Below are 25,849 nucleotides of genomic sequence, written 5' to 3'. Positions count from 1 at the left end.
TCGGGGCGCTCTCATCGGGGCGCCGACAGCATCACGCCGACGCCCCGGACCGTGTGCAGGTAACGCGGCTGGGAGGCGCTCTCGCCGAGCTTGCGCCGCAGCCACGACAGGTGCACGTCGATCGTCTGGTCGTCGCCGTACGACTGCCGCCAGACCTCGGCCAGCAGCTCCTGGCGGGTGACGACGCGGTCGGCGCGGGCGGCGAGGTAGGCGAGCAGGTCGAACTCGCGCCGGGTCAGCGACAGCGGACCGCCGTCGAGCGCGGCCTCGCGCCGGCCCACGTCCACCTCGAGGCCGCCCACGCGGAAGATCTGGGGCGCGGGCGCGGACCTGGCCCTGCGCAGCACGGCGTCCAGCCGGGCGCTGAGATGGTCACCGGAGAACGGTTTGACCAGGTAGTCGTCCGCGCCCGCCCGTAACAGCCGGACGATCTCGGCCTCGTCGTCGCGGGCCGTGGCCACGATGACCGGCACGTCGGAGATGCCGCGCACCATGCGCAGCGCCTCGGACCCGTCCAGGTCGGGCAGGCCCAGGTCGAGGACGACGGCGTCCGGCGGGCGCTGCGAGATCTCCCTGAGCGCGTCGAGCGCGCACCCGGCGCTGCGGACGGCGTGCCCGCGCCGGCCGAGCTCGTGGATGATCGCTGATCTGACGAATTCATCGTCTTCCACTACGAGCACCGTCGCCATGCGCACCAACCGTACATAATGCCTCTCATGCGTCGAGCCCTTCGATACGCGGCGATCTGGTGCGGGGCGACCGCGGTCGCCGTGTCGGTCTCGTGGTTCGGCGTACGGGGCGTGCTGCGGGACGAGTTCGTGGACGACGTGGGCGTGGAGCCCTTCGTCGCCCAGACGATCGCGGCCGACGAAGCCCCGCTGACCCTCACCAGCCCCAGCCCCACCCCCAGCCCGAGTCGTGCGTCGGGAAAGCCGGTCAAGAGCCCGACGAAGAGTCCCGTGAAGAGCCCCGCGCCGAGAAAGCCGCTGAAGGTGGTGAAGGTGAAGGGCGGCGAGGTGGCGTTCACGCTCGGCCCGGAGGGCTGCCGCCTGGTGTCGGCCACCCCGGTCAGCGGCTACACCGCCAAGGTCGCCCGCGCCACCGGCTGGATCAGGGTGGACCTGGTCAAGGGGGAGCACGGCACGGGCGTGTTCTGCATCAGCCACGAGCAGCGCACCGACACCTGGGAGTACTGACGGGCGGCGCCCGCCGGGCTACGGCGGGCGTGGTATCCGGACCGCCTCCCTGGGGACGATTCGCCGGCCCGCCCCCGGTGCGAGGGTGGATCGCATGGACGCACTTCGCCGGGCCCTGGGATGGCTCTCGCTGCTGTACGCGCTGATCTTCCTGTCGTTCGGGCTGCTGCACGCGGGGATCGCGTTCGGCCCGGTACGCGAGGCCGTGATCGTGCCGGCCGCGATCGTGGAGACGCTGTGCGCCGGGGCGATGTTCGCCGGGGCGTACGGCGTGCTGGCCGAGCGCGCGTGGGCCTGGGACGGGATCATCTACAGCCACGCGGCGGCGCTCGGCGGGGTGCTGATGGGGATCCTGGCGCTGGCGCTCGGGGCGGGCCCGTCGAGCGCGCTGCTGAGCTGGTATCACAGCGTGATCGCGGTCCTGCTCGCCACCGGGCTGGCGGGCTCGTTCTACGTGTCCAGGGTCCGCAGGTAGTCGGCGGCCTCGTCGAGGTGGTCCTCGGTGAACACGCGGATGCCGTGCTGCTCCAGCAGCGCCGTCGTGACGCCCTGGCCGGGGCTGCGCCCGCCGCTGAACGTACCGTCGTAGATCGACAGCGCGCCGCACGACGGGCTGCCCTCCTTCAGCACCGCCAGCCGGATGCCGTGCGAGCGCGCCACGGCCAGCGCCGACCGCGCGCCCGCCAGGAACTCGGCCGTCACGTCGGATCCGTCGCTCGCCAGCACGCGGGCGGCCCCGGACAGGACGGCCGCCCCGCCCGCGCCGCCCTCGATCTCGGCGGCCGGACGCGGGATCGGCAGCCCGCCCGACACCTCCGGGCAGTGCGGCACCAGCCGCCCCTCCTCGCGCCACGTGGCGAGCCGGGCGTCCGCGCTGGTCTTGGCGCGACCGTCGTAGCGGACCCGGCGGCCCATCAGGCACGCGCTGACGAGGATCCTCTCCATGCCTTCGATCCTATGAGCGCGATCGGCACCAGCGAGACGGCCGCCAGCGCGATGGCGACGCCGAACGCGTACGTGAAGGGCCGCTCCACGCCCGTCCTGGTGAACACCTGCAGCAGCACGGCCAGCACCGCCACGCCGAACGGGGAGGCGAGGCGCACCGCGATCGTGCTCAGCGTGGTCGCGGCCGGGATGGCGGCCGGCTCCAGCGTCTTGAACGCGGCCGCCATCACCGACGTCGACACCAGCCCGTGCCCGAGCCCCAGGACGAACATCGGCACGAGACCCCCGAACGCCGAGAACCCCGCGATGCCCGCCACGGCCACGACCACGCCCGCCGCGCCGACGCCGCGCGGCCCCTTGCTGTCGGTCAGCTTGCCCGCGACCGGCATCGTGATCGCCGCGCCGATCCCCATCGGGGCCAGCAGCAGCCCCGCCTCCAGCGCGCTCCCGCCCTGCGCGAGCTGGCTGTAGAGGGGCACGAGCACCGTGAAGCCGAACATGGCGGCCGAGTAGCACACGAGCGCGCCCACCGCGGCGGCGAACTGCCTGTTCCCGAACAACCGCAGATCCAGCAGCGCGCCGGTCGTCCGCAGCGCCCGCACGGCGAACACGGCGACCAGCGCCACGCCGATCCACAGCGCGGGGTGGAGCGGGGAGGCCCCGTTGCCGATCTCGGACAGCCCGTAGACCAGCGCGGCCAGGCCGGGCGAGAGCAGCGCGAGGCCCAGCACGTCGAGCCCCTGCGGGTTCGCGCCCGGCTCGCGGGGGAGCAGCAGGAACGCCGCCAGCAGCGCCACCGCGCAGAACGGCACGTTGATCAGGAACAGCCACCGCCAGCCGAGGCCCTCCACGATCACGCCGCCCAGCGGCGGCCCGAGCACCGGCACCAGCATCGCCGGGAGCGAGATCAGGGCCATCGCGCGGCCCATCCGCTCCTGGCCGGCCGCCCTGGCCAGCATCATCTGGCCGACCGGCAGGAGCAGGCCCCCGCCCAGCCCCTGCACGGCGCGGAAGGCGACCAGGCTCCCGACCGACCAGGCGGCGGCGGTGAGCGCGGAACCCGCCACGAACAGCACGAGCGAGACCAGCCAGACGTTCCGGGCGCCGAACCTGCCCACGGCCCAGCCGGTGACCGGGACCGTCATCGACAGGGCCAGCAGGTAGCCGGTGACCGCCCACTGCATGGTGGCGAGCGTGGTGTGGAAGTCGCGGGCCAGCGTGCCGAGCGCGACGTTGACGATCGTGGTGTCGAGCATCGTCATGACGACGCCCAGGAGGACGACCAGGCCGGTGGTCCAGAGCGAGTTTCGTACGCTGTATCGCATGTCGTACACCGTAGCAGTTTCGTACAGTGTCTAGGATTCTGGCGTGAGTTCGATCTGGTCCCGCCCCACGCCGCCCCGCCGTCCGGTGCTGACCCGGGAGGCGATCGTGGCCGCCGCCATCGCCGTCGCCGATGCCGAAGGGCTGGCCGCGGTGTCGATCCGGCGGGTGGCCGCCGAGCTGGGCGCGCGGGCGATGACGCTGTACTCGTACATCGAGCGCAAGGAGGACCTGCTCGCGCTGATGCTCGACGAGGTCAGCGCCGAGGTGCTCGTCGAGGAGCCGCTGCCGTCCTCGTGGCGCGAGGCGCTGCTGCTGATGGCGCGGCGGGAGCGCGAGCTGGTGCTGCGGCATCCGTGGCGGGTGGAGCTGATCTCGCAGCGGGTGGCCGTGGGGCCCAACGCGCTGCGGCACGTGGAGCAGAAGCTGGCCGCCTTCGACGGGCTGGGGCTCGACCGGCTGACCCGGTGGCGGTTCCTGGCGGTGTTCAACGACTACATGACCGGGTTCGTGGTGCGGGAGGCGCAGGAGCGCGGGGCGCCCCGGTCGGAGGGGATCAACGAGGTGGAGCGGGCGGCCGTGGCGGATCCGTACATCAAGGAGCTGGTCGAGGGCGGGGAGTTCCCGCGGCTGGGGCCGATGATCGAGGAGGGGGTACGCGGGGCGGACGACAACTTCGAACGCGGCCTCACCTGGGTCCTCGACGGCATCGAACACGCCATCCCGGAGCGGTAGCGCCGCCTTCGCTTTCCAGGGGTGCCGTGAAATGGGGACCGGGGAGCCCTGGGGATAGCCTTAGCCCCGATGAACACCGTCATCTCCACGATCGTCATCGTCGTCTCGCTGCTGCTCATGCTGGCGAGCCTGATCGTCGCGATCCGCAACCGGCCGATGGGCATGGTGCTGCTGGTCGGGTTCGCCGTGCTCGAGGTGGCCGTGCTGGTGCAGGCGGGCTTCGTGATCGCGGCGGTGGCCGGCGGGCAGGGGCCCGCGGAGAAGGTCACGCTCTTCGGCTACGTCGGGGGCCAGGTGGTGATCCCGCCCGCCGGGGTGTTCCTGGCGCTGGCGGAGCGGAGCAGGTGGGGGTCGGCGATCCTGGTCGTGGCCGGGTTCGCGATCGCGGTGATGACGGGGCGGATGCTGCAGATCTGGGCGGGCGGCGCGTGACCACCTCCATCAGCAGCGGGCCCGGGCGTGCCCTGATCGCGGTCTATGGGCTGTTCTCGCTGGCCGCCGGGGCTCGGGCGGCGGTGCAGATCGGGTCCAAGTTCGGCCAGGCGCCGCTGGCGTACTCGCTGTCGGCCCTCGCGGCCGTCGTCTACATCGCCCTCACCGTCGCGCTCTGGCGTGGGGCGCGGCGCCTCGCGCTGGTGGGGCTGGGGATCGAGCTGGCCGGGGTGCTGATCATCGGCACGCTCAGCCTCCTCGACCCGGCCGCCTTTCCCGACGAGACGGTGTGGTCGGCGTACGGGAAGGGGTACGGGTTCATCCCGCTCGTGCTCCCGGTGGTGGGCCTCTACTGGGTCCTGCGCCCCAAACGCTGACCCGCCCTTCTGCCCGGGCGCGGGCGTCCTGACAAGCGAGACAGCCAGGAATAAATGCATATTTCGGTCCTGTTAACATGGCGATTCGTCCTATGACTTGATGAGTGGAGGACAGCCCCCGCCATGAGCGTGCTGACCCAAGAAGCACGAGGCCGCACCACCGGACCCCTCGCCTGGCTCCTCGTGCTGGGTATCGTCCTCGCCGCCCTCAACCTCCGCACCGCCGTCACCAGCGTCGGTCCCCTCCTCGACCAGCTGACCGGCGCGCTCGGCATGTCGAGCGTCGGCACCGGCCTGCTCACCACCCTCCCCGTCCTCGCCTTCGCCAGCGTGGGCGCGATCACGCCCACCCTCGCCCGCCGCGTCGGCGAGCACCGCCTGCTCCTGCTCGCCCTCGTCACGCTGGGCGTCGGCATGCTGGTCAGGTCGCTCGTCGGCTCCGCCCCCGTGTTCCTGCTGAGCAGCGCAGTGGCGCTGTCCGGCGGCGCGGTCGGCAACGTGCTCATCCCCACGCTGATCAAGCGCCACTTCCCGGCCCGCACCGGGATCATGACCACCGTCTACACCACGGCCCTGGCGGTCGGCACCATGCTGGCGGCCGCCGCGACCGTGCCGATCGAGCGCGCGTCGGGTGACTGGCACATCGCGCTCGGCGTGTGGGCGGCCCTGGCCGCCGTCGCCGCCATTCCGTGGCTTGCGCTCCTGCGCAGTGAGCCGGAGCGGGACGCGGGCAGCCGGGACGCGGGCCTCCGCCGCCTCCTCGGCAGCAAGCTGGCGTGGATGATCGCGATCTACTTCGGCACCCAGTCGATGATCGCGTACATGATGTTCGGCTGGCTCGCCACCATCCTCACCGACAGCGGTTTCAGCACGTCGGAGGCCGGGGTGATCCTCGGCGTGTTCACCGCGCTGAACATCCCGGTCTCGATCGTCATCCCCATGGTCGCCTCCCGCTTCCGTGACCAGCGTCCCGCCGTGGTCGGGCTCGTGGCCTTCTACGCGGCCGGGTTCCTGGGACTGTGGATCGGGCCGACCGACCTGGCGCTGCTCTGGGTGACGCTGGTGGCGGTGGGCATGGGGTCGTTCCCGCTGGCGCTGATGATGCTGGCGCTGCGCACCCGTACGCCGGAGGCCACGGCCGCGCTGTCGGCGTTCGGGCAGAGCGCGGGATACCTCATCGCCGGCGCCGGTCCGCTGCTGGTCGGCGTGCTGCGCGAGGTGACCGGCGGGTGGACGCTGCCGTACACGCTGATCTTCGTGGTGCTCGTCGTTCAGCTGGTCACCGGCCTGTACGCGGGCCGCAACCGCTACCTGGAGGACGAGCAGGCGGTGCCTGCGAGAATGACCGGATGAGATCCTCCGTCGTCACCTTCCCTGACGGCCGGACCGCCGGCCGTTCCGAGATCGTCGGGGCCGTGCCGGTGGGGGACCGGCACGGTCTCGTCGTCGCCGAGACGCCGTTCCACCCCCTTGACCACACCTGGCCCGACCAGCCCGCAGACCGGGGCACGATCGGAGGCCTGCCGGTCGTCGACTGCGTGACAGGGGCCCAGTCGAGCACCGGCGAGGTCTTCGTCGGCGACGCCATCCCGGTGCGGCGCGGCACGGAGGGCTGGGAGTGGCTGGTCGTCCACGTCACCGAGACGCCGCTGCCCGTCGGGGCGGAGGTCGAGCTCGAGGTGGACGCCGGTTTCCGGGCGGCGCTCTCGGCGGGTCACACCGCCTGCCACCTGGCCGCGCTCGCCGTGAACGCGGCCCTGGCCGGCCACTGGCGCAAGGAGGCCGCGTCCGACCCGCTCGGGCACCCCGACTTCGACCAGGCGGCGATCGTCTCGTCGCGGATCGAGCCGTACGGCAGCGTGGACGTCTACCGCCTGGGCAAGTCGTTGCGCAAGAAGGGGTTCTCCGCCGAGGGCCTGGACTTCAGGAAGGTCGCCCGGCAGGCGAACGAGCAGCTCGCCGGGTGGGTGGCCGCCGACGCGCCGGTCCGGCTGGACGTCCCGGGGCCGGGGCTGACCGCCCGCCGTACGTGGCACTGCTCGCTGCCGGAGGGCGAGGCGTCCATCCCGTGCGGCGGCACCCACGTGGGGAGCACGGCCGAGCTGGGACGGGTCGAGGTCGCGTTCTCGCTGGAGGAGGCCGCCCTGACCATGCGCACCACCTGCGGCGCCGCAAGCTAGCCGGTCAGCGGCTCGCCAGGAAGGCGATCCCCTCGTCCGCCCCGCCGAACAGCCCGAGGATCGGCGCGCCGAGCTCCGCCGCGTGCTGCGTCGGGCCGGGACCGCACGGCCCCGCGATCCCCGGCGCCCCGTAGAACCCGATCACCCCCGCGCGGCGTGCGGCGTCGTCGTCGTAACACAGAGTGCCGTGAAGCTACCGAAGCCGCACACCTCTGCCCAGAGAGTGTCAGCACGTGTTGACAAGCGGGTGCTTGTCAGCACATGCTGACACCATGGAAGTCACCGAGCTGGCCGAGGCGGCCGCCGATCGCGATCCCGGAGTGGGGCTGGCGGCCGTGGCCGCGCTCAGGGCCCTGCTGGAGGAGCTGGAGGCGACGCACGTGTCGAACGCCCGCGCCCAGGGCTGGTCGTGGGAGCAGATCGCCGACGCGCTGGGGGTTCGGCGGCAGTCGGCTCATCGCAAGCATGCTCGCAGGACGGGGAGGTAACCGCGTGTTCGCCAGGTTCACCGAGGGGGCCCGCAGGGCCGTGGTCAAGGCCGGGATGCTCGCGCTCGACGCGGGCCGGCCCGCGCTCGACGCCGATGTGCTGCTGCTGGGGGTGGCCGAGGTCCGGCCGTTCTCGCTGGCGGCGTTCACCGCCTCCGCGGCCGACGTGCGGGCGCGGGTAGACATGGGCGACGCGCGGGCGCTGCTGGCCACGTTGGGGATCGACCTCGACGCCGTGCACCGCCGCACCAGGGTGGGCCTGGACGCGCCCGGGCTGTGGAGCCTGCGGCGCTCCCGTGTGCGGCCGCTGCGGGTCACCCTGTACGGGCCGCTGGGCGAGATCCCGCTGGCCATGCACTCCAGGAAGGCGATCGAGGTGGCCATGTGGCGGCGTTCCGGGCCGGTCGAGGGCGAGGACCTGCTGTGGGGCCTGCTCGCCGACCACGCGAACGGCGCCGCCGCGATCCTTCGGGACGCCGGGGTGGACCTGGCCGCGCTGATCCGCGAGGCCCGCCTGTCCGCCCGGCGCGCGGCCTGACTGCGCTGATCCGCGAGGCCCGCGTCCCCACCCGGCGCACGGCCTGATCGCGGGCGGCGTCAGACGGGCTCCAGGTGCGCGATCTTCTCGGGATTCGCGATGAGGTAGATCGTCGCGATCTTGCCGTCCGAGATCAGCAGCGAGGCGACCGTGATCACCCGTCCACCCGCGGACATGACCATCGCGGGGGCGTTGTTCATGGTCGCCAGCCCGACGGACAGGTCGGAGATCCCCGACATGCCGATCGAGGCCATGAAGGCCGCGATGTTGGCGGGGGTGTTGATCGACAGCAGCCAGCGGCTGACGTTGCCGGCGCCGGTGATGGCCCGCAGCGCGGCCCTGGCCTTGCCGCCGCCGTCGCTGACCATCGTGACGTCACTCGCGAACAGCTCGATCAGCCCGTCGAGATCGCCCTCGGCGGAGGCGCTGATGAACCGCTCGGTGATCCGCCGCCGCTCCTGACTGTCCACGTCGAACCGGGGCCGCCTCTCCCGCACGTGGTCCCGCGCCCGCCGCGCGAGCTGCCTGGTCGCCGGCTCGGCCCGCCCGATGATCTCCGCGATCTCCGTGAACGGCAGGTCGAACGCCTCCCGCAGCACGAACACGGCCCGTTCGAGCGGCGACAGCGTCTCCAGCACCAGGAGCAGCGCCAGCTCCACCGACTCGGCCAGCTCGGCGTGCTCGGCGACGTCGGGCGCCGTGCTGATCGGCTCGGGCAGCCACGGCCCCACGTACGACTCCCGCCGCGACTTCGCCCACCGCAGCCGATCGATGGCCAGCCGCGAGGTCACCCTGACCAGGTACGCCTTCGGGTCGCCGACGGCCGCCTCGTCCACCCCCGACCAGCGCAACCACGCCTCCTGCACGACGTCCTCGGCGTCGGCGACACTGCCCAGGATCCGGTACGCGACCCCGGTCAGCAGGCTTCGGTGGTCTTCAAAGGTCGACATGAAACCATAGACGTACCACAGGGCCCTCGGTGTGACACAGGGGCTCCCGATCTCCGATACACTTGGTGATCGCAAGGGGCTATGGCGCAGTTGGTAGCGCGCCTCCATGGCATGGAGGAGGTCTGGGGTTCGAATCCCCATAGCTCCACCGGATCAGACCGCCTCTGACCTGCCGAAACGGCTCAAGGTCAGGGGCGGTTCCGCGTCTGCCCCGATGGTCGGGTCAGAGCCGGGTCTTGTCGTTCATCAGCGCGATCTTCTTCAGGACGTCCTCCGACGGGACGCCCTTGGCGCCGCTGAGGTCGGCGTCGCGCAGGTCGATCCTCCCTTGGTCGCTGGGCCATTTCGCACCGGTGAGGTCGGCCCCACGGAAGCGGGTGCCCGTGAAGTCGACGCCGCCCAGGTCGACGCCCGTGAGGTCGGCACCGTCCAGGTTCGCGTACCGGACCTTCGCGCCGGAGAGATTCGCGCCGAGCAGCCGCGCCCCGCTGAAGTCGATGTTCGTCAGGTCGGACCCGCCGAAGTTCGCCCCGGTGAGGTTCGCCCCGGACAGCGACACCCGGATCCAGGTCGAGAAGCCCACGTCCGCGTAGGAGAGGTTCGCGTGGTCGAGGAAGCTGCGAACCCACCAGATGGAGCCGTCCGCCTTCTTTATGGTTTCGCGGTTGCCGAAGTCGGTGCCGGTGAGGTCCGCGCCGGACAGGTCGGCGTTGACCAGCGTCAGGCCCGTGGCGCGGATGCCCGACAGGTTCACCCAGTGCTGCGCGGACCACGGCGGCCCTGTCGGCGGCGGCGTGCCGGCGGGCTTGTTCCTGGCGATCACCGCCAGCGCCGCCTGGATGTCCGCCGGGCTGTGCGGGTCCTTGCCCTTCTTCGGGGAGCGCTCGCGTAGGTACGTGGCGAGCACGTCCACGACGGTCTGCTGATCGCGCGGCGAGTCCCGAGAGATCCTTTCCAGGGCGTAGATCGCGCCGACCCTCCCCTCCAGCGTGTCCGAGCCGATCTGCGCGATGGCCCGCGTGTAACGCTCGGTGATCTGGCCTTCCTGCGTGGCGTCGAGCGAGCGCGCGGTGTAGAACAGCCCCGCCGCCGTGAACAGCAGCCCGAACAGCACCCCCGACGTGGAGAGCAACTGCATTCTGTGCTGCGTGGCGAGCGCCCTGATCTCGATGCGCTCCTTCACGGGCAGCGCCTCGAACTCCGCGCGGGACACCCCCTTGATCAACGGGTTCCGGCCGTCGTGGAAGGCCCGCTCAAGACCTTCGATCAACCAGCCCGCGAACGTGCGCATGCGCTGCATAGAGCAAGTAAAGCCGACAAGGGCCTGCGTGGGGATGGTCCGCCGCATGCGGGCGCGCATCCGGCCGGACGCCCGCCTCGCGGATCCGCGGGCGTCCGGCCACGCGACCTATCCGTGATCCGTGGACAAGGCTAGCCGCACATCTGGCAGGAGCAGCGAAGGCAACTCGTGTGGCCGTCGTCGTACCGGTAGAGGCATACGCAGAAGTCGCAGCACCCGATCCAGGTCGCGGGCAGGGCGTGTGCCTCCTTCCTGGGGACCAGCAGCCCCAGCATCGCGTCACTGACCTTGCCGAACAATCTGTTCATCGTGTACCTCCAGGTACGACGCGGATGTGTTCGGATTCGACCGTAGAGGCGCCGCCGATAGGGCTGATACACGAATGTGTATGCGTGCCCCGCGAGAAATGTCCGCTCAATGTCCGGTGGCTGACCTTGTTGCGGGACTTTTCGTTTCCGAGGATCTGGGGTGATGACTCCTGGTTCGATGGAATTCACTGTGCTGGGCGGGCTGGCGATGCGGGCGAATGGCCGGTTGCTCAGGCCGGGCGCCCCGAAACAACGCACGCTCACGTCCCTTCTGCTGGTGCGGGCCAACACGCTGGCCCCGCTTCACGAGATCACCGAGGAATTGTGGGGCTCGGCCCCGCCCAAATCCGCCACCGCCAATCTCCGCACTTATGCGGCACGGCTTCGAGCCGCGTTTCCGGCCGCGGAGCGGGATCGCCTGATCGTCCGCCCGCTGGGCTATCAACTGCGGGTCGAGGCGGCCGAACTCGACCTGAAGGCGTTCGAGGACAGAGCGGCGTCCGGCCGCGCCGCTCTCGAAAAAGGTCGCGTCGAGGAGGCGTTGCGGCATTTCGAAACGGCGCTCGCGCTGTGGCGCGGGCGGCTGCTGGAGGACGTCCCCCACGGGCCGGTCCTCGCCGCCCGCGAGGTCGCGATCGACGAGCAGCGCCGCGCGGTCCAGGAGGACCGCTGCGAGGCACTGTTGCTGCTCGGCCGCCCGTCACCCGCCATCTGGCCGCTCCGCTCGCTCGTCACGGAGCTGCCGCTGCGGGAGCGGGCGTGGGCGCTCCTGATGCGCGCCCTGTACGCCGACCACGACGTCGCCGGGGCACTCGACGCGTACGAGCAGGCCCGCGTCGCGATCACCGGATCCCTCGGCATCGAGCCGGGCGAGGATCTGCGCCGCCTCCACCAGGCGATCCTGCGCCGCGACCTGCGCCCGCCCCGAGCGGTCGCCTCGGCCTTCCCGCCGTGCCGGCTGCCGCGGAAGCCGGTCATCGTCGGGCGCGAGCCGGAACTCTCCTTCCTCACCCAGCGGCTCGGCGCCGCCGGCGGTGTGGTGGTGGTGCACGGCCCGGCGGGAGCCGGCAAGTCCTCGTTGGCCCTGCACGCCGCCCATCTGGTCGCGGATCGCTATCCGGACGGCCAGCTGTACGTGGACCTGCGACCGCGCCGCCGGCCCGTGAGCGACCCCGATGCCGCCCTCGCGCGATACCAGTCGCTCTTGGCCGAACGCCGCATGCTCGTGGTGCTGGACAACGCGCCCGAGGTCGCATCCGTCCGCCCGTTCCTCGCGGCCGCCCGGCTCTGCACGTTCCTCGTCACGAGCTGTCCCATGCTCACGACGCTGGACGGCGCGCTGCACCTCCGGCTGGACAGGCTGGGACAGAGGGAGGCGATGGCGTTCCTGGCCCACCATGTCGATCCGGGCAGGTTGCGGGAAGATCCCGGCGCCGCCGCCGAGGTGGTGCGTCTGTGCGGCCGGCTGCCGCTCGCCCTGCGCATCGCCGCCGCCCGGCTGGTCGCGCACCCCGGCTGGTCCGTCCGCGAGCTGCTGGAGCGGATGGCCGACGACAGGCACCGGCTCGACGAGCTGCAGGCCGGTGACCTGTCGATGCGGGCCAGCATGTACGCGCAGGTCGAGCACCTCATGGCAAGTGAGCACCCGATGGATCGGCTCGCCATCGAGGTGTTCCGGCAGCTCGGCTCCCTTCCCGCCGCGGAGATCGGCGCGGCGGAGGCCGCCAGGAGGCTGCACGCGCCCGTCAGGAGAATCAGCCGGGCACTGGACCGGCTGGTCGAGATGGAGCTGCTCGACTTCCGCGCGCGGGACCGCTACCGGATGACGGAGCTGTCCCGGCTCCTGGCCCGGGACCTCGCCACGGTGTCCCGGGGCGCCCTGCGGCTCATGCCCGGCGTTTGACCGTCGTCCCGAGCAGGCTCTCGCCGTCGAAGAAGCCCACCGTCCGGGAGTCCAGGCTCCAGTCGGGGTTGTCGCCGCGCACGATGAACTTCCCGGCGGGTATGGGCGTGCCCGCGGGCCGGTTGACGGCGGTCGCCACATCGGCGGGGACGGGATCACCGGCGACCCCCGCCACCCGTTTGATCAGCAGCAGCGGGATCGAATCCGCCGGCGCCCACCGCACCACGACGATGTCGCCCCGGCGCAGGCGGTCGACTCCGCCGCGTACCACCAGCACGCGTTCACCTTCGCTGTAGGTGGGCGCCATGCTCGTGCCGGTGATGGTCACCGCGACGAACCGGCGCCTGACGTACGCGAAGCAGAGCGCCACGGCGCCCCCGAGAACGGCGAGAGCCCAGCCGCTCATGACGGCACGCCTTGCTCGTCGGCACGGTAGCCCCGCGCCTGCCTGGTGAACAGCCGCGCGTAGGTGCCCCCCAGCGTGAGGAGCTCCTCATGGGTCCCGTACTCGGTCACCCGCCCGTCCTCCAGCACGGCTATGGCGCTCGCGTCCGTCATGGCGCCGAGCCGGTGGGACACGAGCACGCTCGTACGGCCCGCGCGATATCGCCGCAGTCGCTGGTGGATCTCGTGTTCGGCGTCGGCGTCCAGCCCCGAGCTGGGTTCGTCGAGAATCATCAGGTCGCAGTGGTCGCGCAGCATCGCACGGGCGAGCGCCACGCGCTGCCATTGACCGCCGGACAGATAGACTCCCGTGCTCGCGTCGGTCTTGTCGGCCTCGCTGAAGAACAACCGTGAGAGCAAGGTGTCGTAGCCGCCGGGCAGGCCGGCGAGGAGGGAATGGGCGCCCGCCTCGCGTGCCGCGGCCTCGATGCGGGGCCGGTCGTGGAGCGAGCGGACGTCGCCCAGGCCGACATTCTCCGCGGCCGTCAGGTCATAGGCCATGAAGTCCTGGAACACCGCGCTGATCCTGCTCCGCAACGTCTCCGGCGGCACCTCGCGGAGGTCCACGCCGTCCCAGAGGATCACGCCCCGGTCGGGGTCGTAGAACCGGCACAGCAGTTTGACGATCGTGCTCTTGCCCGCGCCGTTCACGCCGACCAGCCCGAGCACGGATCCGTACGGGATGAACAGGTTGACGCCCCGCAGCGCCCACGGATGCTCCGGCGAGTACCGGAACCAGACGTCGCGCAGCTCGATCCCCTGCCGCAGCCCCGCCAGCGGGCGCGGGCGCGACGGCCCGGGGAGGTCGGGACCGGCGTTCACGACGGCCCGATAATGGTCGAACATCAGGAGCTGGAAATGAGCCCCCGCGACCTCGGTGACCAGGCGTCCGAGCGCGAGCCCCACGCCCGCCACCGCGGCCGCGAACATCGTGACGTCGCCCACGGAAAGCTGTCCGGAGCCGGCCGCCCGGACGGCCCAGACGAGGCCCGCGCCGGACACCGTCGCGCTGACCAGGCCGAGGCCGCCCTGCGTGAGCATTTCGCGTCTGCCGGTGCGCCGCTCAGCGGCGTTCGCGGCGAGCCTGTCGGCGCGCATCAGGCCCCGCAGGTGAGCGCCGATGCCGAACAGCCGCACCTCCTTGGCGGCGTCCACGCTTCCCAGCAGCTCCCCGAAGAAGATCTCCCGCCTCTGCAGCGGCCCGATGCGCCAGAACATCCGGGCCCGCCGCCGGGACAGCAGGAATTCGGCGACCGTCATCGGTATCGCTCCCATGAGCACCGCCACGACCATCATGGGGCTGATGACGATGAGCGAGCCCAGGAAGCCGGCCACGCTGATCGCCGCCTGGACGAGGGAGAGCACCGCGGCGACCACCCGCCCCGGGGCGACCCCGCCCGATTGCTTGGCCATGCGCAGCCGATCCAGAAAGGCAGGATTCTCGAAGCGCCCGAGCCCGGCGAAGGAGTTGACCGCGGCGTACAGGCGATCATCGGCCAGCAGCGCCACGGCGCGGCCCAGCTCCTCGGTGACATATTGGGCGGCGCGCGGCAGGACGGTGACGACGGCTCCCGCGGCCGCCAGTCCGGCGCCGAGGCCGGTGAGCGTCGTGGCGTCGGCGTGGCCGGTGGCGATCTGATCCAGGATCAGCTTGGTCAGCCACGAGACGGCGACGGGTACGGCGCCGCTCACGACGGTGAGGCCCACGTACAGCAGCAGTGTCGCCGGCCCGGCCCGCCAGGCCAGGCCGAGGGCATGGCCGACGCCGCCCAGGTGAGGCAGCCGCACCGTCACGCCGACGCCCCGCAGGCGAGGCAGCCGCACCGTCACGCCGGCGCGACGCCGTGCGGCAGCAGCGCGGCGGGGGCCGTCTCGGATCGGAGCACCTGCCCCGAGGAGTCCACCACCCCGAAGAGCGGGTACGCCGTCACGCCGAACCCCGTGGCGATCGGCCCGTCGGGCGCCTCGACCACGACCCTCGCCACGGGAGCCAGCCGCTCGACGTGATCGGCGGCGCGGTCGCGTCTGCCGATGACGACCACCAGGGTGTTCCGCCGGCCACCCGGCCACTTCTTCGCGGCTTCGACGAGGTGGGGCAGGCTTTCCTCGCATGGTTCGCAGCCGGGGGTCAGGAAGGCGACGAGGGTGTCGCCCGCGAGCAGCGCCCGCGCGACCGGCTCCCCGTCGGTCGTGGTGGCGGCGAAGTCCCCGACCTGGCGGCCCACCGGCAGGGAGGGCGGCTCGCCCACGATCGGGGTCGCCCGGCCGGCGAGCAGCTCCGTGTGCTCGCGCAGCCGCCGGATCACACCGAACGTGAGCAGCAGATTGAGCACCGTCAGCACGCTGACGAGCGCAACGATCGCGACGAGACCTGACATGGGTCCTCTCCTTTCGCCGTGGCCGGGCATCGCAAACCCTAGGAACCGCGGCGATAGGACCCGCATACGTACTCGTGTATCGGCCCGATCGGCAGCCTCTCTACGGTCGGCCCTGAGAACCGTCGGCGTTCCGCTTGGAGGCGGGAATGAACAGATTGTTCGGTAAGGTCAGCGACTTCATGCTCGGCCTGGTGGTGCCGAGGGCCGAGGCGGCGGCGTACGCTCCGCCCCCGGAGTGGATCGGGTGCTGCGACTTCCAGATCTGCAAGTTCCGGAGCGGGAGCGGCGTGATCGCGTGCGCCCAGTGCCTGGACCCGCGCTGCCGATGACCGCGTAGGCGCGAAGGCCCGTCCGGACGGGCCTTCGCGCCTGTTGCGTCTACGGCAGGGCGGGCACGACCGGCTCGGTGTTGGTCCAGCCGGCCTGGAGCACGGTCTGGCTCATGGTCTTGTTCAGGAACACCTTGCCGTTCCTCAAGGTCGTCTGGCTGTCGGACAGCAGGAGCATCGTGCCGGTGTCGACGACCAGGTCGGTCGTGACCTTGATCGTCTCCTTCTGGCCGGGAAGCTGATACTCGATCGAGAGGGCCGCGCCGGTCCTGCCGGCGCCGTCCACGGACTTCCCGCGCGAGGTCACGCCGGGCATCGTCAGCAGGGCCTGGTAGGCCGCGGCGCGGACCTCCTTCGGTGCCGGGAGCTCGTGGAGCAGCGAGGGCAGCGCCGAGGTGATGTTCCGGTCCACGGAGGCCTCCGACATCTGTGAGACCCGCGCGGCCTGCGTGAGCCAGGCCTTCAACGCCTCCGGGTTCGCGGGCAGCCGCTGGACCTCGTCGTACGTCAGCCGCTGCCCGAGCAGGAAGAACGTGTTGTCACCCCGTACGGGGGTGACGTGGCCCTTGGCGGGCTTGGTGGACAGCGACACGGTCTGGCCGTTGGCGGTGCGGGTCCACTTGGTGGGAGAGCCGTCGCGGCGCCATGCCGCGCGGTCCGCCGCGCTCTGCGGGTACGCCCCGAGCTCCCGCGATCCGACCCAGCGCCGGCCGTCGGGCGCGGTCCATTCCTCGACGAGCGACTGCTGGACCACCGTGTAGAGGTTCGCGCCGCTGCCGAGCTGACGGTGCTCCGGGTGCTTCGTCAGCACTCTCGTATGCCAGTACGCGCCCTCCGGCGGAGCCGACGCGGCGGCCGTGAGCCGTGCCTCCGGTGCCTTCGCCAGGTTCGGCAGACCCAGCAGTGCGGCGGTGCCGACGGCGGCCAGGCCGGCCCCCAGGGCGATCAGCGGCCGGGCCGGTGCGGTCGCGCGCTTCATGTGCTTCCTCCAGAAATCCGATTTGATGTCCCCCAATACGCCTGGGCGCCGCGAAAAGGTTGCCTGCGATGCCTGGCAACTGTTCGGAGCGGCCGAGGCGTATTAGGGGGCGTGAAATTGGACAGACAGCCGTGAGCGGCGCGGACCATGACTTCGGCGCGTTCGTGGCCGCAAGGGCCACGACCCTGTTGCGGGTCGCCTACCTCGCCTGCGGAGACGAGGCGGAGGCGGAGGACCTGCTGCAGACGGCGCTGGAGCGTACGTACCGGAACTGGGACCGGGTGCGGCGCGACACCGTCGAGCCCTATGTGCGCCGCGTCATCATCAACACCGCCATCAGCAGGGCCCGGCGCCGGGCGATCCTGAACATCATCCCGATGCGCGTGCCGCCGGAGAGAGCGGCCCGCTCGACCGACGTCGACCTGCGTCACGTGCTCATGGACGCGCTGCGCGGCCTGCCTCCCCGGCAGCGCGCGGTGGTCGTCCTGCGGTACTGGGAGGACCTCAGCGAGACGCAGACCGCGGAGGTGCTCGGCTGCACGCTCGGCACGGTGAAGAGTCAGGCGTCGAAGGCGATGGCCAAGCTGCGTACGGCACTCGGCGAGGAAACCGTGGAAGGAGTGATCGGGAATGCCCATGCTTGAGGACCAGCTCCGCCAGATCATGGCGGAGGAGACCGCGCGGCTGCACGCCGCGCCCGACCTCGTGGACCGGGTCGTCCGGTCCTCGCGGCGGAAGAAGACCCGTGGCCGGATCGCGACGGTGGCCACGTCGCTGGCCGTGGCCGCGGCGGTCCCCCTCTACCTGACGGCGGCCCCGGGCGCCGTGCAGACGTCCGTCGTCACCGAGACGCCGGATCCATCCGCCTCCCAGACGCTGGGGCCGCCCGCCATCGACGACACCCCGGCCCCGCCCTCCGAGCCCCCGAGCCTCGGGGACCTGGGCGACGGGAAGGCGCTCAAGCACGTCAGGGTGGGTTACCTGCCCGACGGCCTGCGGTGGTCCCAGTGGTCTTACGACTTCGGCGACAGGTACACGACCTCGTGGAACTACGACGGCGACAAGAACGGCTTCTACTGCGTCCAGATCTACGTGTACGAGGGCCAGGCCGTCCAGGAGGTCGACGACCGCGTGCAGGCGCACCGCGACGAGGGGGAGGGCAAGGAGGTGACCGTCGGCGACCGCACCGGGTACGCGGTCGTCGAAGGGGTCGGCGAGGACGGCATGAAGGGCACCCCCACGCTCTTCCTGAACATGGGCGAGCAGCGGAGGGCCGAGATCATGTTCAGTCCCGTGTACGTGAAGAGGTTCCCCGATGCCAAGGCCGTCGACCGCGAGCTGATCAAGATCGCCGAAGGGCTCACGGCCGACGACTGAGGGCTGGAACTACCAGCGCAGCGGGAGGGTGGCGATGAACTCGCCGAGCCGGTCGGCGATGATCCGGTGGTCGTGGACGGACGGGTGCCAGTGGCAGCCGGCGTAGTCGAGGCCGGATTCGCTGTAGTACCAGTAACGGATCCGGTCGTCGCCCCTGCTGTTGCGCTCCTGGACGATCTGCTGCGCGATCTGGGCGAACACGGTGGTGTTGGACATGTAGGTGGCACTGACCACGATGGTCGTGCGGGGGCCGTACCGTGCCCGGAGCTTGTCGAGGAAGCCCTGGTACGCGGTGCGATACGCGGCCATCAGCGTGTCCGGCGTCCACGGTTCGCCCGGGTTGATGGCGGTGGAGAAGTCGTTGATGCCCAGGCCGATCACGACCAGCTGGGGATGCCAGGTGCCCGGGTTCTGCCAGACGTCGCCGTCGACGTTCAGCAGGGCCCGGTCGTAGTAGGTGCGGTAGTCGGTGCCGGGGTCGCTGCCGTTGTAGTTGCGCACCATGCCGCGACCGGAGAAGGCGTTGAGCTGGTAGTCGGCGTTCAGGCGGCGCGCGGTGAGGGCGCCGAAGCTGAGGTTGGCGTCGGTGGTGCGGGCGACCTTGTCGGCGGTGCAGTCGCGGCTGTCGGAGCGGTTGCCGTAGCCGACGGTGTAGGAGTCGCCGATGAACTCGATCTGCCGGTGGCGCGCGGCGGGCCTGCCGAGGATCGCGCCGCCCGGGGCGGCGACGAAGCCGCCGAAGGCGCTGGTGGCCCACGGGCTCTCGGTACGTTTGACCAGCCGTACCCGGTGCACGCCCCGGGTCAGGCCGTTGACCCAGTACGTGGTCCGGCCCGGGGTCACCAGGGTGGCGACGGTCGAGCCGTCGACCTCGACCTCGTAGTCGTTGTCGGAGTCGTCGAGGACGATCCCGACGCCGGTGCCGCGGAAGCGGCCCTCGAAGTAGACGCCCGGCCAGCTGTATTTGAGAGAGTCCCCGCCGACCTCGACGCGTCCGGCGGTGTGCACCTTGGCGAGGGCGCCGGACGAGGGGGTCGCGCTCGCGACGCCGGGCAGCACCAGGGCGCCCGTCAACGCGGCCAGGACCACGGTCACACGCACAGTTCGCACAGCTTCTCCTTTGCGGCTGGGCGATTGTAACGAGCGCCTGCCCGGACGCCGCAAGATCTGATTCCACCCCCTGCGCGCCGACCTGGGCCTTTGCCGCTGTCCTAGTGAAAACAGCCTGAAACTAACCGCCTGTCCTGAATAGGCTGGAGAGCGTTGACTTTATGCAGGGGAGTCCCATAAGTGGTGAGCATCGCTCAGGAGACGTCGTTCGACGAGGCCGAGATCTTCGCGCTGTACGACTCGGTCGGATGGCAGCCCTGGACCCGCGACATCGCCAAGGTGTGCCGGAGCCTGGTGAACTCGCATCTCGTCCTCGTCGCCAGGGACGAGGACGGGCGACTGCTCGGCCTGGCGCGGACGGTGTCCGACGACGAGATGGTCTGCTACGTGCAGGAGCTTCTCGTCGACAAGAGGTTCCACGGCCAGGGGATCGGGCGGCGGCTGCTGGAGCGGCTGAAGGAGCGCTACGCCCACTGCCGCTACTTCATGCTGACCACCGACCACGAGTCGACCCCCGAAGGGGTCGCCAACCACGCCTTCTACCGGCGGATGGGCCTGATCGAGCACCACGAGCAGGGGTTGTCGGCCTTCGGGCTGAGGGTCGACAACTCCTGAGCGAGGCCCGCGGACCCGTCACTTGGCGAGCACGTCCAGGTAGTGCTGGTTGTACATGACGCCGAGGACGTTGCCGAACGGGTCGATCACGGACGCGGTGACGAACCCCTCGCCGCGCTCCGTGATCGGCTGGTATTCCTTGGCGCCCAGGGCGAGGAGCCGGTCGAGGGCGGACTCGGGGTCGTCCACGTGCCAGTACGTGATCGACCCGCCGGGCCCGTCGGTCGCGCCCGCCGGGGCGTAGCGGGCGTCGATGATGCCCAGCTCGTGCTGGTAGTCGCCGACGCGGAACTCGATGTAGCCCGGCACCTGGTAGTACGGCTCGATCCCGAGCAGCTCGGTGTACCAGGTCTTGGCCGCCTCGAGGTCGGCTGCGTAGAAGCTGATCGTGGCGAATCCGCGGAGCATCTGTGTGGTCCTTCCTTCCGGGTGATGTCTAGGATTCTTCCGGTCAAAGTGCTCATCCAATGAGCACTTTGACGAGGAGGATTTCCTGCCATGCGAGCCGATCGACTTGTGGCCGTCCTGCTGCTCATGCAGTCGCGCGGCCGGGTGACCGCGGCCGAGCTGGCCGCGGAGCTGGAAGTGTCCGTGGCCACCGCGCGCCGGGACCTCGAAGCGCTGTCCGCGGCGGGCGTGCCGGTATATCCGCAGGCCGGGCGCGGGGGCGGCTGGTCCCTGCTGGGCGGCGCCAGGACCGACCTCAGCGGCCTGACCGCCGGCGAGGCCGAGGCGCTGTTCCTGCTGGCCGGTCCGGCCGCGGCCGCCACGCCCGAGGTCAAGTCCGCGCTGCGCAAGCTGGTGCGGGCCCTGCCCCGGACGTTCAGGGACGACGCCGAGGCCGCCGCCGACGCCATGGTGATCGACCCCACCGGCTGGGGCGAGCGCGACCCCGACCGGCCCGAGCTGGTGCGGGTCCTGCAGAGCGCCACCGTACGGCGCCGCAGGGTCAGGCTCGGGTACGAGGGCCGCTCCGGCGAGCGTACGCACCGCCTCGTCGATCCCTGGGGCCTGGTGGACAAGGACGACGTCTGGTACCTGATCGCCGGCACCGAGGCCGGGCAGCGCACGTTCCGGGTGGACCGGATCGCCGAGGCCGAGGTGACGGAGCTGACCTTCGAGCGGCCGGAGGGGTTCGTGCTGTCGGAGGCGTGGGGGAAGGTCGTGGCCGAGATGGAGCGGCGGCGCTCGCTGCTGTCCGCGACCGTGCTCATCGCCGAGCGGTTCCTGCCGGTGCTGCGCCACCAGTTCGGGCGCCACTGCGAGGTCGAGCGCGTCGAGGAGGACGGGCGGGTCAGGGCGCGCGTGGCGGCGCCGATGGCGTTGTCGATCGCCGAGCAGCTGGCCGGGTGGGGCGCGACGGTGGAGGTCGTGGAGCCGGAGGAGGTCAGGGCCCAGCTGGCCAGGATCGGGTCCGAGCTCGTGGAGCGCTACCGCGCCTGAACCGTAAAGGGCCTGAACCGTAAAGGGCCTGAACCGTAAAGGGCCTGAACCGTAAAGGGCCTGAACCGTAAAGGGCCTGAACCGTAAAGGGCCTGGGCCGTGCGGGGCCTGAGCCGTCAGGGGCCCGAGCCGTCAGGGAAGCGTGGCCGACAGGGCCGCGTGTTCCCACCGGATCTGCTCCCACGCCTGCTCCACGTGCCGCCGTTCCGTCGCCACGCCGCCGATGGCCACCCGCAGCACCACCCGGTCGCCGATCCTGGTGTGCGTCATGTACACCGAGCCGCTGGCGTTGAGCAGCTCCAGCAGCCGCATCGTGGCCCGGTCCGCCGCGTCCGCCGCCAGGCCCGGCCACACCGGGCGCAGGCACACGAGCCCGAGCGGATGCGGCTCGTGCACCTCGAAGCCGGGGTCCGCGGAGACCCACGACGCCAGCTCCTGCGCCAGCGCCACGCCCTTGCGAATGTGCGCGCGCAGTCCCTCGGCTCCGTACCAGCGGATCACCGCCCACAGCTTCAACGCCCTGAAGCGCCTGCCCAGCGGCACCTGCCAGTCCCGGTAGTCGACGACGGAGCCGGTCGCGGTGGCGGGGTTCCTGAGGAACTCGGGCATGACCGACAGCGCGTCGAGCAGCGGGGCGCGATCGGCCATCCAGAGCACGGTGCAGTCGAAGTTGGTCAGCAGCCATTTGTGCGGGTTCGTGGAGTAGGAGTCGGCGTACTCGGCCACGCCCTCGTTCAGCCACCTGAGCTCGGGGCAGACCGCCGCGACGCCCGCGTAGGCCGCGTCCACGTGCAGCCAGATCCCGCGTTCGCGGCACAGCTCGCCGACCGCGGGCACCGGGTCGACGGCGGTGGTGGAGGTGGTGCCGACGGTGGCGCACACCATGGCCGGCACGGCGCCGTCCGTTTCGTCCCGGTCCAGCAGGGCACGCAGGTGGCCGGGGTCCATGGCCAGCGTACGGGGATCGACGTCCACCACCCGTACGCCCGCCGCCCCCAGCCCCGTGATCCGCGCCGACCGCTCCAGCGACGAGTGCGTCTGGGACGACACGTAGATCGTGTACCTCCGGGTGACGCCGTCGGCGGCGATCCGGCCGCCGCTCGCCCGGTGCAGCGCGGCCAGCAGGGCGACCAGGCAGGCGCTCGACGCCGAGTCCTGGATGACGCCGCCGCCCGCCCGGTCCGTACGGAAATGCTCCGGCAGGCCGAGCAGCCCGGCCAGCCAGTCGACCACCACCGTCTCCAGCTCCGTGCACGCCGGGCTGGTCACCCAGAGCATGCCCTGCACGCCGAGCCCGCCGGACAGCAGGTCGCCCAGGATGGCCGGGCCGCTGGCGTTGGAGGGGAAGTAGGCGAAGAAACCGGGATGCTGCCAGTGCGTGATGCCGGGCAGCAGGATGCGCCCCAGGTCCGACAGCACGGCCTCGAACGGCTCGCCGCGCTCGGGCGCCGCGGGCGGCAGCGCGCGGCGGATGTCACCGGGCTTCACCTGGGACATCACGGGATGGGACTCGATGCCGGCGAGATAGTCCGCGATCCAGTCGACGACCTGCCTGCCGTGGCGGCGGAACTCCTCGGGGTTCATGTGACCGCTCATCCGCCCACTCTGAACGCTCGGCGGGCGCCGGGAAAGGGGACGGGCCGGAGGCTTTCCCGCCTCCGGCCCGTCTATGTCAAGCGGTCGATCGACCGCCTTGGGTCAGTAATGCCTGTGGTGGCGCCGGCCGCCGAACGACTTGCCGACGTGGAAGCCGCCGGGCAGGTGCACGGACACGTGGCGGCGGCCGTCGGGAGTGGTCGTGACGTGGAAGCGGCGGTTGCCGAAGCTGTGGCCGACGCCGCGACGTGACAGGTTGATCCGGAACGGGCCCACCTTGATGGTCTTGCGGTAGTGCCAGCCCATGTCCCTCCTTCGCCGTTCCTGCGCTCAACCTGACAACGGACGGGACCGCCGTCAGGTTCCGGCGAGTGTCCGGGCCAGGGCTTCGAGGGCGTGCGGGTAGGCGCGTTCGGACGGGGCGGCGTACCCGACGAGCAGGCCGCCGGGGCCGTCGCGGCGCCAGAGCGGGGAGGCGGGGCGCAGCGCGATGCCCCTGCGCTCGCACTCGGCCAGCAGCTCCGCCTCCGTGGGGCCCGCCTCCGGGAGCAGGAGGAGGGCGCGCAGGCCCGCGGCCACCCCGGGCAGGGCGACGCCGGGCAGCGGCTGGCCGGGCCCGGGGCCGAGCCGGGCGAGCAGCAACTCGCGGCGGCGGCGGTAGCGCAGGCGGGCGGCGCGGATGTGGCGGTCGTAGTCGTGGGTCTCGATCAGCCTGGCCAGCACGAGCTGGCCGAGCACCTCGGTGTGGGCGTCGGCGTGCAACTTGGCCTCGGCCACGGGGCCGATCAGGGAGGGCGGCACCGCCATCCAGCCCAGGCGCAGGGCCGGGGCCAGGGACTCGGAGGTGGTGCCGACGTACACGACCCGATCGGGCGCGGTCCCCTGGAACGCGCCGACCGGCTGCCGGTCGTAGCGGAACTCCCCGTCGTAGTCGTCCTCCACGACGAGCCCGCCCCACTCGCGCAGCGCGCGGCGGCGGGCGGGATGCAGGGGCACGCCCGTGGGGTACTGGTGCGCGGGCGTGACGACGGCCGCCGCGGTGGCGCCGGTGAGCGTGTCCACCTGGGCGCCCAGCCCGTCCACGGGCAGCGGTACGGTCTCGCGCCCGGCACGGCGCAGCACCTCGCGGTAGAAGTCGTGCCCCGGCTCCTCCGTGGCGATCGGGCCGTCGATCACCTGGGCGATCAGGTTCAGCGCCTGGACGAACCCCGTCGTGACCACGATCAGGTCCGGCGTGGTGAGCACCCCGCGCGTCCTGGCGAGGTAACCGGCCAGCGCCGCCCGCAGCTCGATCCGGCCGCGAGGGTCGCACGGGCCGAGGACCTCGGCGGGCGCGGTGGAGAGCACGTGCCGGGTTGCCCGCAACCACGCCCGCGCCGGAAACGCCGACACGTCAGGCTGCCCGGGCCGCAGATCATGCAGCGGCGCCCCAGGGGGTCCGGCCGGCAGCCGCAGGTCATGGAGCGGTGCCGCGGAGGGGTCGGACGGCAGCCGCAGGTCGTGGCCCGGCCCCGGGGAGGACTCGGACGGCGGCCCCGGACGGGACCGCGGGGTGGGGGACACGTCGGCGACGTCGGCGACCTCGGTGGCCGAGCCCGGGCGGGTGGCCAGGTAGCCCTCGGCGACGAGCTGGTCGTAGGCCGCGCTCACCGTGCCGCGCGACAGCCCCAGCTCCGCCGCCAGCGACCGCGTCGAAGGCAGCCGCGTGCCGCGCGGCAGCCGCCCGTCCCTGACCGCCTGCCGCAGCGCCTCCTCCAGCCCGCGCCGCCGCCCACCGCCGGTGGAGACCTCCAGATGCAGGTCCACCCCGAAACCGGCCCAATCTTTCCGCACGAAACCGGATCTTACGCATGGTCCGGTACCCGGGCCTACGGTAGGTGAGCAGGCAGAACCCGGAAGGACGACGTCAACATGATCGTGATCGCTCACCTGAGCGACATCCACATCGGCGCGACGCCCCAGAGCGTCGACCGCGCCGCCTCCGTCATGCGCTATCTGGACACGCTCCCCGCCGACCTCGACGCCGGCCTCGACGCCGTGCTCGTCACCGGTGACATCGCCGACCACGGCCTCCCCGAGGAGTACGAGGAGGCGCGCAAGCTGCTCTCCTCCCGCCACCCCGTCCTGGTCGGCCCGGGCAACCACGACGTAAGGGAGCAGTTCCGCCGCGTCCTGCTGGGCGACCGGAACGGCGGCGCGGGCCCGATCAACCAGGTCCTGCGCACGGACCGGGCCGTCTACGCCATGTGCGACTCCTCCATCCCCGGCGACGACTCGGGCCACCTGGACGACGAGACGCTGGCCTGGCTGGACGACGTGCTTGCGGGCGCGGACCGGCCGGTGTTCGTGGCCTTCCACCACCCGCCCACCCCGCTGCACAGCCCGGTGGTCGACGGCATCCGGCTGCACCGGCCCGAGCCGCTGGAAGAGCTGCTCGGGCGGCATCCGCAGGTGCCTGCCGTGCTGGTCGGCCACGCCCACACGGGCGCCGCCACCACCTTCGCCGGCCGCCCGCTGCTGGCCGCCCCCGGCGTCGTGTCCACGCTGAAGCTGCCGTGGGAGGGCGGCACGACGTTCGCGAACTGCGTGGACCACGACCTGCCGCCGTCGATCGCGTTCCACGTGCTCGACGACACGGGCCGGATGACCACGCACTACCGGGTCGTCGCGTAGCGGCGGGGGCGGGCCTCCGGAAGGGAGGCCCGCCCGCGCCGTCATCGCTCGGTCAGCCGCACGAACGTCACCGATTGCGCGGGGAAGTCGTAGGTGAAGGCCGAGGAGAAGCCGCGCACCTGCCGCTCCACTGGCGCCACCCGTTCCGGCTCGGACAGGGAGTTCGTGTCGGACGGCGTCCGTCCCTGGACACCACCTGTTGAAGTGCTCTCCTCCGTGAGGTGCACGGA

General features: G+C 71.7%; 33 protein-coding genes and 1 tRNA gene. 17 read left to right on the top strand and 17 right to left on the bottom strand.

Annotated features, from left to right (window positions below; all coding sequences use genetic code 11):
* Positions 1 to 11 precede the first annotated feature (11 nt).
* On the bottom strand, positions 12 to 689 hold the full coding sequence (locus tag HD596_RS59850; RefSeq protein ID WP_185078157.1) for a response regulator transcription factor: 678 nt from the start codon (positions 687 to 689) through the stop codon (positions 12 to 14).
* Positions 690 to 716: 27 nt separating this feature from the next.
* On the opposite strand from HD596_RS59850, the gene HD596_RS59845 reads away from it, so the two are divergent.
* Positions 717 to 1,196 carry a hypothetical protein gene (locus tag HD596_RS59845; protein WP_185078156.1) on the top strand — a complete coding sequence of 160 codons (480 nt, stop codon included), beginning with the start codon at positions 717 to 719 and terminating at the stop codon, positions 1,194 to 1,196.
* A 94-nt stretch (positions 1,197 to 1,290) separates the two neighbouring features.
* Complete coding sequence (locus HD596_RS59840; RefSeq protein ID WP_185078155.1) at positions 1,291 to 1,671, top strand: hypothetical protein; 381 nt, start codon at positions 1,291 to 1,293, stop codon at positions 1,669 to 1,671.
* Here HD596_RS59840 and HD596_RS59835 read toward each other — a convergent pair.
* Together HD596_RS59835 and HD596_RS59830 are read right to left on the bottom strand one after the other, a co-directional pair.
* A complete protein-coding gene (locus tag HD596_RS59835) occupies positions 1,647 to 2,141 on the bottom strand; it encodes a 2-thiouracil desulfurase family protein (protein ID WP_185078154.1) in 495 nt (164 codons plus the stop codon). The two genes, HD596_RS59840 and HD596_RS59835, sit on opposite strands and share 25 nt — an antisense overlap.
* Positions 2,111 to 3,466, bottom strand: a complete 1,356-nt coding sequence (locus HD596_RS59830; protein WP_185078153.1) for a DHA2 family efflux MFS transporter permease subunit — start codon at positions 3,464 to 3,466, stop codon at positions 2,111 to 2,113. Before HD596_RS59830 ends, HD596_RS59835 begins: the two co-directional genes overlap by 31 nt.
* A 43-nt stretch (positions 3,467 to 3,509) precedes the next feature.
* Between HD596_RS59830 and HD596_RS59825 the strand changes: the two genes are divergently transcribed.
* From HD596_RS59825 to HD596_RS59805, 5 genes are all read left to right on the top strand, one after another.
* A complete protein-coding gene (locus HD596_RS59825; RefSeq protein ID WP_185078152.1) occupies positions 3,510 to 4,199 on the top strand; it encodes a TetR/AcrR family transcriptional regulator in 690 nt (229 codons plus the stop codon).
* A 69-nt stretch (positions 4,200 to 4,268) separates the two neighbouring features.
* Positions 4,269 to 4,631: a hypothetical protein gene (locus HD596_RS59820; protein ID WP_185078151.1), complete on the top strand. Its 363-nt coding sequence runs from the start codon at positions 4,269 to 4,271 to the stop codon at positions 4,629 to 4,631.
* Positions 4,628 to 5,008, top strand: a complete 381-nt coding sequence (locus HD596_RS59815; protein WP_313047502.1) for a hypothetical protein — start codon at positions 4,628 to 4,630, stop codon at positions 5,006 to 5,008. The genes HD596_RS59820 and HD596_RS59815 overlap by 4 nt, the downstream gene beginning before the upstream one ends.
* Before the next feature lie 123 nt (positions 5,009 to 5,131).
* Positions 5,132 to 6,361, top strand: coding sequence for a CynX/NimT family MFS transporter (locus HD596_RS59810; protein WP_185078150.1), 1,230 nt, complete (start codon positions 5,132 to 5,134; stop codon positions 6,359 to 6,361).
* Positions 6,358 to 7,188, top strand: a complete 831-nt coding sequence (locus HD596_RS59805) for an alanyl-tRNA editing protein (protein WP_185078149.1) — start codon at positions 6,358 to 6,360, stop codon at positions 7,186 to 7,188. Before HD596_RS59810 ends, HD596_RS59805 begins: the two co-directional genes overlap by 4 nt.
* Before the next feature lie 4 nt (positions 7,189 to 7,192).
* Here HD596_RS59805 and HD596_RS59800 read toward each other — a convergent pair whose 3' ends face one another.
* Complete coding sequence (locus HD596_RS59800; protein WP_185078148.1) at positions 7,193 to 7,333, bottom strand: hypothetical protein; 141 nt, start codon at positions 7,331 to 7,333, stop codon at positions 7,193 to 7,195.
* Between the two features lie 127 nt (positions 7,334 to 7,460).
* Here HD596_RS59800 and HD596_RS59795 point away from each other — a divergent pair, with 127 nt between their 5' ends.
* Both HD596_RS59795 and HD596_RS65485 read left to right on the top strand, forming a co-directional pair.
* Positions 7,461 to 7,676, top strand: a complete 216-nt coding sequence (locus tag HD596_RS59795; RefSeq protein WP_185078147.1) for a helix-turn-helix domain-containing protein — start codon at positions 7,461 to 7,463, stop codon at positions 7,674 to 7,676.
* 4 nt (positions 7,677 to 7,680) lie between these two features.
* Positions 7,681 to 8,214 (top strand): Clp protease N-terminal domain-containing protein, encoded by a 534-nt coding sequence (locus HD596_RS65485; RefSeq protein ID WP_185078146.1) that lies wholly within the window; start codon positions 7,681 to 7,683, stop codon positions 8,212 to 8,214.
* A gap of 59 nt (positions 8,215 to 8,273) precedes the next feature.
* On the opposite strand, the gene HD596_RS59785 is transcribed toward HD596_RS65485, so the two are convergent.
* Entirely contained in the window at positions 8,274 to 9,164 is an 891-nt protein-coding gene (locus tag HD596_RS59785; RefSeq protein WP_185078145.1) for an RNA polymerase sigma-70 factor, read from the bottom strand.
* Positions 9,165 to 9,239: 75 nt separating this feature from the next.
* Between HD596_RS59785 and HD596_RS59780 the strand changes: the two genes are divergently transcribed.
* A tRNA-Ala gene (locus tag HD596_RS59780) sits at positions 9,240 to 9,312 on the top strand.
* A gap of 75 nt (positions 9,313 to 9,387) precedes the next feature.
* On the opposite strand, the gene HD596_RS59775 is transcribed toward HD596_RS59780, so the two are convergent.
* Entirely contained in the window at positions 9,388 to 10,464 is a 1,077-nt protein-coding gene (locus HD596_RS59775) for a pentapeptide repeat-containing protein (protein WP_185078144.1), read from the bottom strand.
* 131 nt (positions 10,465 to 10,595) lie between these two features.
* Positions 10,596 to 10,772 carry a hypothetical protein gene (locus HD596_RS59770; RefSeq protein WP_185078143.1) on the bottom strand — a complete coding sequence of 59 codons (177 nt, stop codon included), beginning with the start codon at positions 10,770 to 10,772 and terminating at the stop codon, positions 10,596 to 10,598.
* Positions 10,773 to 10,950: 178 nt separating this feature from the next.
* Between HD596_RS59770 and HD596_RS59765 the strand changes: the two genes are divergently transcribed.
* Entirely contained in the window at positions 10,951 to 12,675 is a 1,725-nt protein-coding gene (locus tag HD596_RS59765; RefSeq protein ID WP_185078142.1) for an AfsR/SARP family transcriptional regulator, read from the top strand.
* Here the strand turns inward: HD596_RS59765 and HD596_RS59760 are convergent.
* The 3 genes from HD596_RS59760 to HD596_RS59750 are packed head-to-tail and all read right to left on the bottom strand — an operon-like array spanning position 12,659 to position 15,497.
* Positions 12,659 to 13,081, bottom strand: coding sequence for a S26 family signal peptidase (locus tag HD596_RS59760; protein ID WP_185078141.1), 423 nt, complete (start codon positions 13,079 to 13,081; stop codon positions 12,659 to 12,661). The two genes, HD596_RS59765 and HD596_RS59760, sit on opposite strands and share 17 nt — an antisense overlap.
* Complete coding sequence (locus HD596_RS59755; protein WP_313047501.1) at positions 13,078 to 14,943, bottom strand: ABC transporter ATP-binding protein; 1,866 nt, start codon at positions 14,941 to 14,943, stop codon at positions 13,078 to 13,080. The genes HD596_RS59760 and HD596_RS59755 overlap by 4 nt, the downstream gene beginning before the upstream one ends.
* Positions 14,944 to 14,945: 2 nt before the next feature.
* Entirely contained in the window at positions 14,946 to 15,497 is a 552-nt protein-coding gene (locus tag HD596_RS59750; RefSeq protein ID WP_185078140.1) for a TlpA family protein disulfide reductase, read from the bottom strand.
* 146 nt (positions 15,498 to 15,643) lie between these two features.
* Between HD596_RS59750 and HD596_RS59745 the strand changes: the two genes are divergently transcribed.
* On the top strand, positions 15,644 to 15,826 hold the full coding sequence (locus tag HD596_RS59745) for a hypothetical protein (protein WP_185078139.1): 183 nt from the start codon (positions 15,644 to 15,646) through the stop codon (positions 15,824 to 15,826).
* 49 nt (positions 15,827 to 15,875) lie between these two features.
* Here the strand turns inward: HD596_RS59745 and HD596_RS59740 are convergent, their stop codons facing one another.
* Positions 15,876 to 16,805 carry a hypothetical protein gene (locus HD596_RS59740; RefSeq protein WP_185078138.1) on the bottom strand — a complete coding sequence of 310 codons (930 nt, stop codon included), beginning with the start codon at positions 16,803 to 16,805 and terminating at the stop codon, positions 15,876 to 15,878.
* A gap of 131 nt (positions 16,806 to 16,936) precedes the next feature.
* On the opposite strand from HD596_RS59740, the gene HD596_RS59735 reads away from it, so the two are divergent.
* Positions 16,937 to 17,449 (top strand): SigE family RNA polymerase sigma factor, encoded by a 513-nt coding sequence (locus HD596_RS59735; protein ID WP_313047500.1) that lies wholly within the window; start codon positions 16,937 to 16,939, stop codon positions 17,447 to 17,449.
* The gene (locus HD596_RS59730; RefSeq protein ID WP_185078136.1) at positions 17,436 to 18,182 is read left to right on the top strand and encodes a hypothetical protein; all 747 of its coding nucleotides are present in this window, start codon (positions 17,436 to 17,438) and stop codon (positions 18,180 to 18,182) included. The genes HD596_RS59735 and HD596_RS59730 overlap by 14 nt, the downstream gene beginning before the upstream one ends.
* A 9-nt stretch (positions 18,183 to 18,191) precedes the next feature.
* Here the strand turns inward: HD596_RS59730 and HD596_RS59725 are convergent, their stop codons facing one another.
* Positions 18,192 to 19,292, bottom strand: coding sequence for an SGNH/GDSL hydrolase family protein (locus HD596_RS59725; protein WP_221520117.1), 1,101 nt, complete (start codon positions 19,290 to 19,292; stop codon positions 18,192 to 18,194).
* A 183-nt stretch (positions 19,293 to 19,475) separates the two neighbouring features.
* Between HD596_RS59725 and HD596_RS63450 the strand changes: the two genes are divergently transcribed.
* The gene (locus tag HD596_RS63450) at positions 19,476 to 19,907 is read left to right on the top strand and encodes a GNAT family N-acetyltransferase (RefSeq protein ID WP_221520116.1); all 432 of its coding nucleotides are present in this window, start codon (positions 19,476 to 19,478) and stop codon (positions 19,905 to 19,907) included.
* 18 nt (positions 19,908 to 19,925) lie between these two features.
* On the opposite strand, the gene HD596_RS59715 is transcribed toward HD596_RS63450, so the two are convergent.
* The gene (locus HD596_RS59715) at positions 19,926 to 20,315 is read right to left on the bottom strand and encodes a VOC family protein (protein ID WP_185078135.1); all 390 of its coding nucleotides are present in this window, start codon (positions 20,313 to 20,315) and stop codon (positions 19,926 to 19,928) included.
* A gap of 90 nt (positions 20,316 to 20,405) precedes the next feature.
* On the opposite strand from HD596_RS59715, the gene HD596_RS59710 reads away from it, so the two are divergent.
* Complete coding sequence (locus HD596_RS59710; protein ID WP_185078134.1) at positions 20,406 to 21,350, top strand: helix-turn-helix transcriptional regulator; 945 nt, start codon at positions 20,406 to 20,408, stop codon at positions 21,348 to 21,350.
* Between the two features lie 132 nt (positions 21,351 to 21,482).
* On the opposite strand, the gene HD596_RS59705 is transcribed toward HD596_RS59710, so the two are convergent.
* From HD596_RS59705 to pdxR, 3 genes are all read right to left on the bottom strand, one after another.
* A complete protein-coding gene (locus HD596_RS59705; protein ID WP_246555537.1) occupies positions 21,483 to 22,946 on the bottom strand; it encodes a pyridoxal-dependent decarboxylase in 1,464 nt (487 codons plus the stop codon).
* Between the two features lie 102 nt (positions 22,947 to 23,048).
* Entirely contained in the window at positions 23,049 to 23,252 is a 204-nt protein-coding gene (locus tag HD596_RS59700) for a DUF4236 domain-containing protein (protein ID WP_185078133.1), read from the bottom strand.
* 51 nt (positions 23,253 to 23,303) lie between these two features.
* On the bottom strand, positions 23,304 to 24,779 hold the full coding sequence (pdxR, locus tag HD596_RS59695; protein ID WP_313047499.1) for a MocR-like pyridoxine biosynthesis transcription factor PdxR: 1,476 nt from the start codon (positions 24,777 to 24,779) through the stop codon (positions 23,304 to 23,306).
* 78 nt (positions 24,780 to 24,857) lie between these two features.
* Between pdxR and HD596_RS59690 the strand changes: the two genes are divergently transcribed.
* Complete coding sequence (locus HD596_RS59690) at positions 24,858 to 25,619, top strand: metallophosphoesterase (protein ID WP_185078132.1); 762 nt, start codon at positions 24,858 to 24,860, stop codon at positions 25,617 to 25,619.
* A 41-nt stretch (positions 25,620 to 25,660) separates the two neighbouring features.
* Here the strand turns inward: HD596_RS59690 and HD596_RS63445 are convergent, their stop codons facing one another.
* The gene (locus HD596_RS63445; protein WP_185078131.1) at positions 25,661 to 25,846 is read right to left on the bottom strand and encodes an alpha-L-arabinofuranosidase C-terminal domain-containing protein; all 186 of its coding nucleotides are present in this window, start codon (positions 25,844 to 25,846) and stop codon (positions 25,661 to 25,663) included.
* Positions 25,847 to 25,849 lie beyond the last annotated feature (3 nt).

It is taken from the genome of Nonomuraea jabiensis, assembly GCF_014204795.1.
Lineage (GTDB): Bacteria > Actinomycetota > Actinomycetes > Streptosporangiales > Streptosporangiaceae > Nonomuraea > Nonomuraea jabiensis.
Note: the sequence above shows the minus strand (reverse complement) of the source record. Positions and strands in the feature narration are given on the sequence as shown.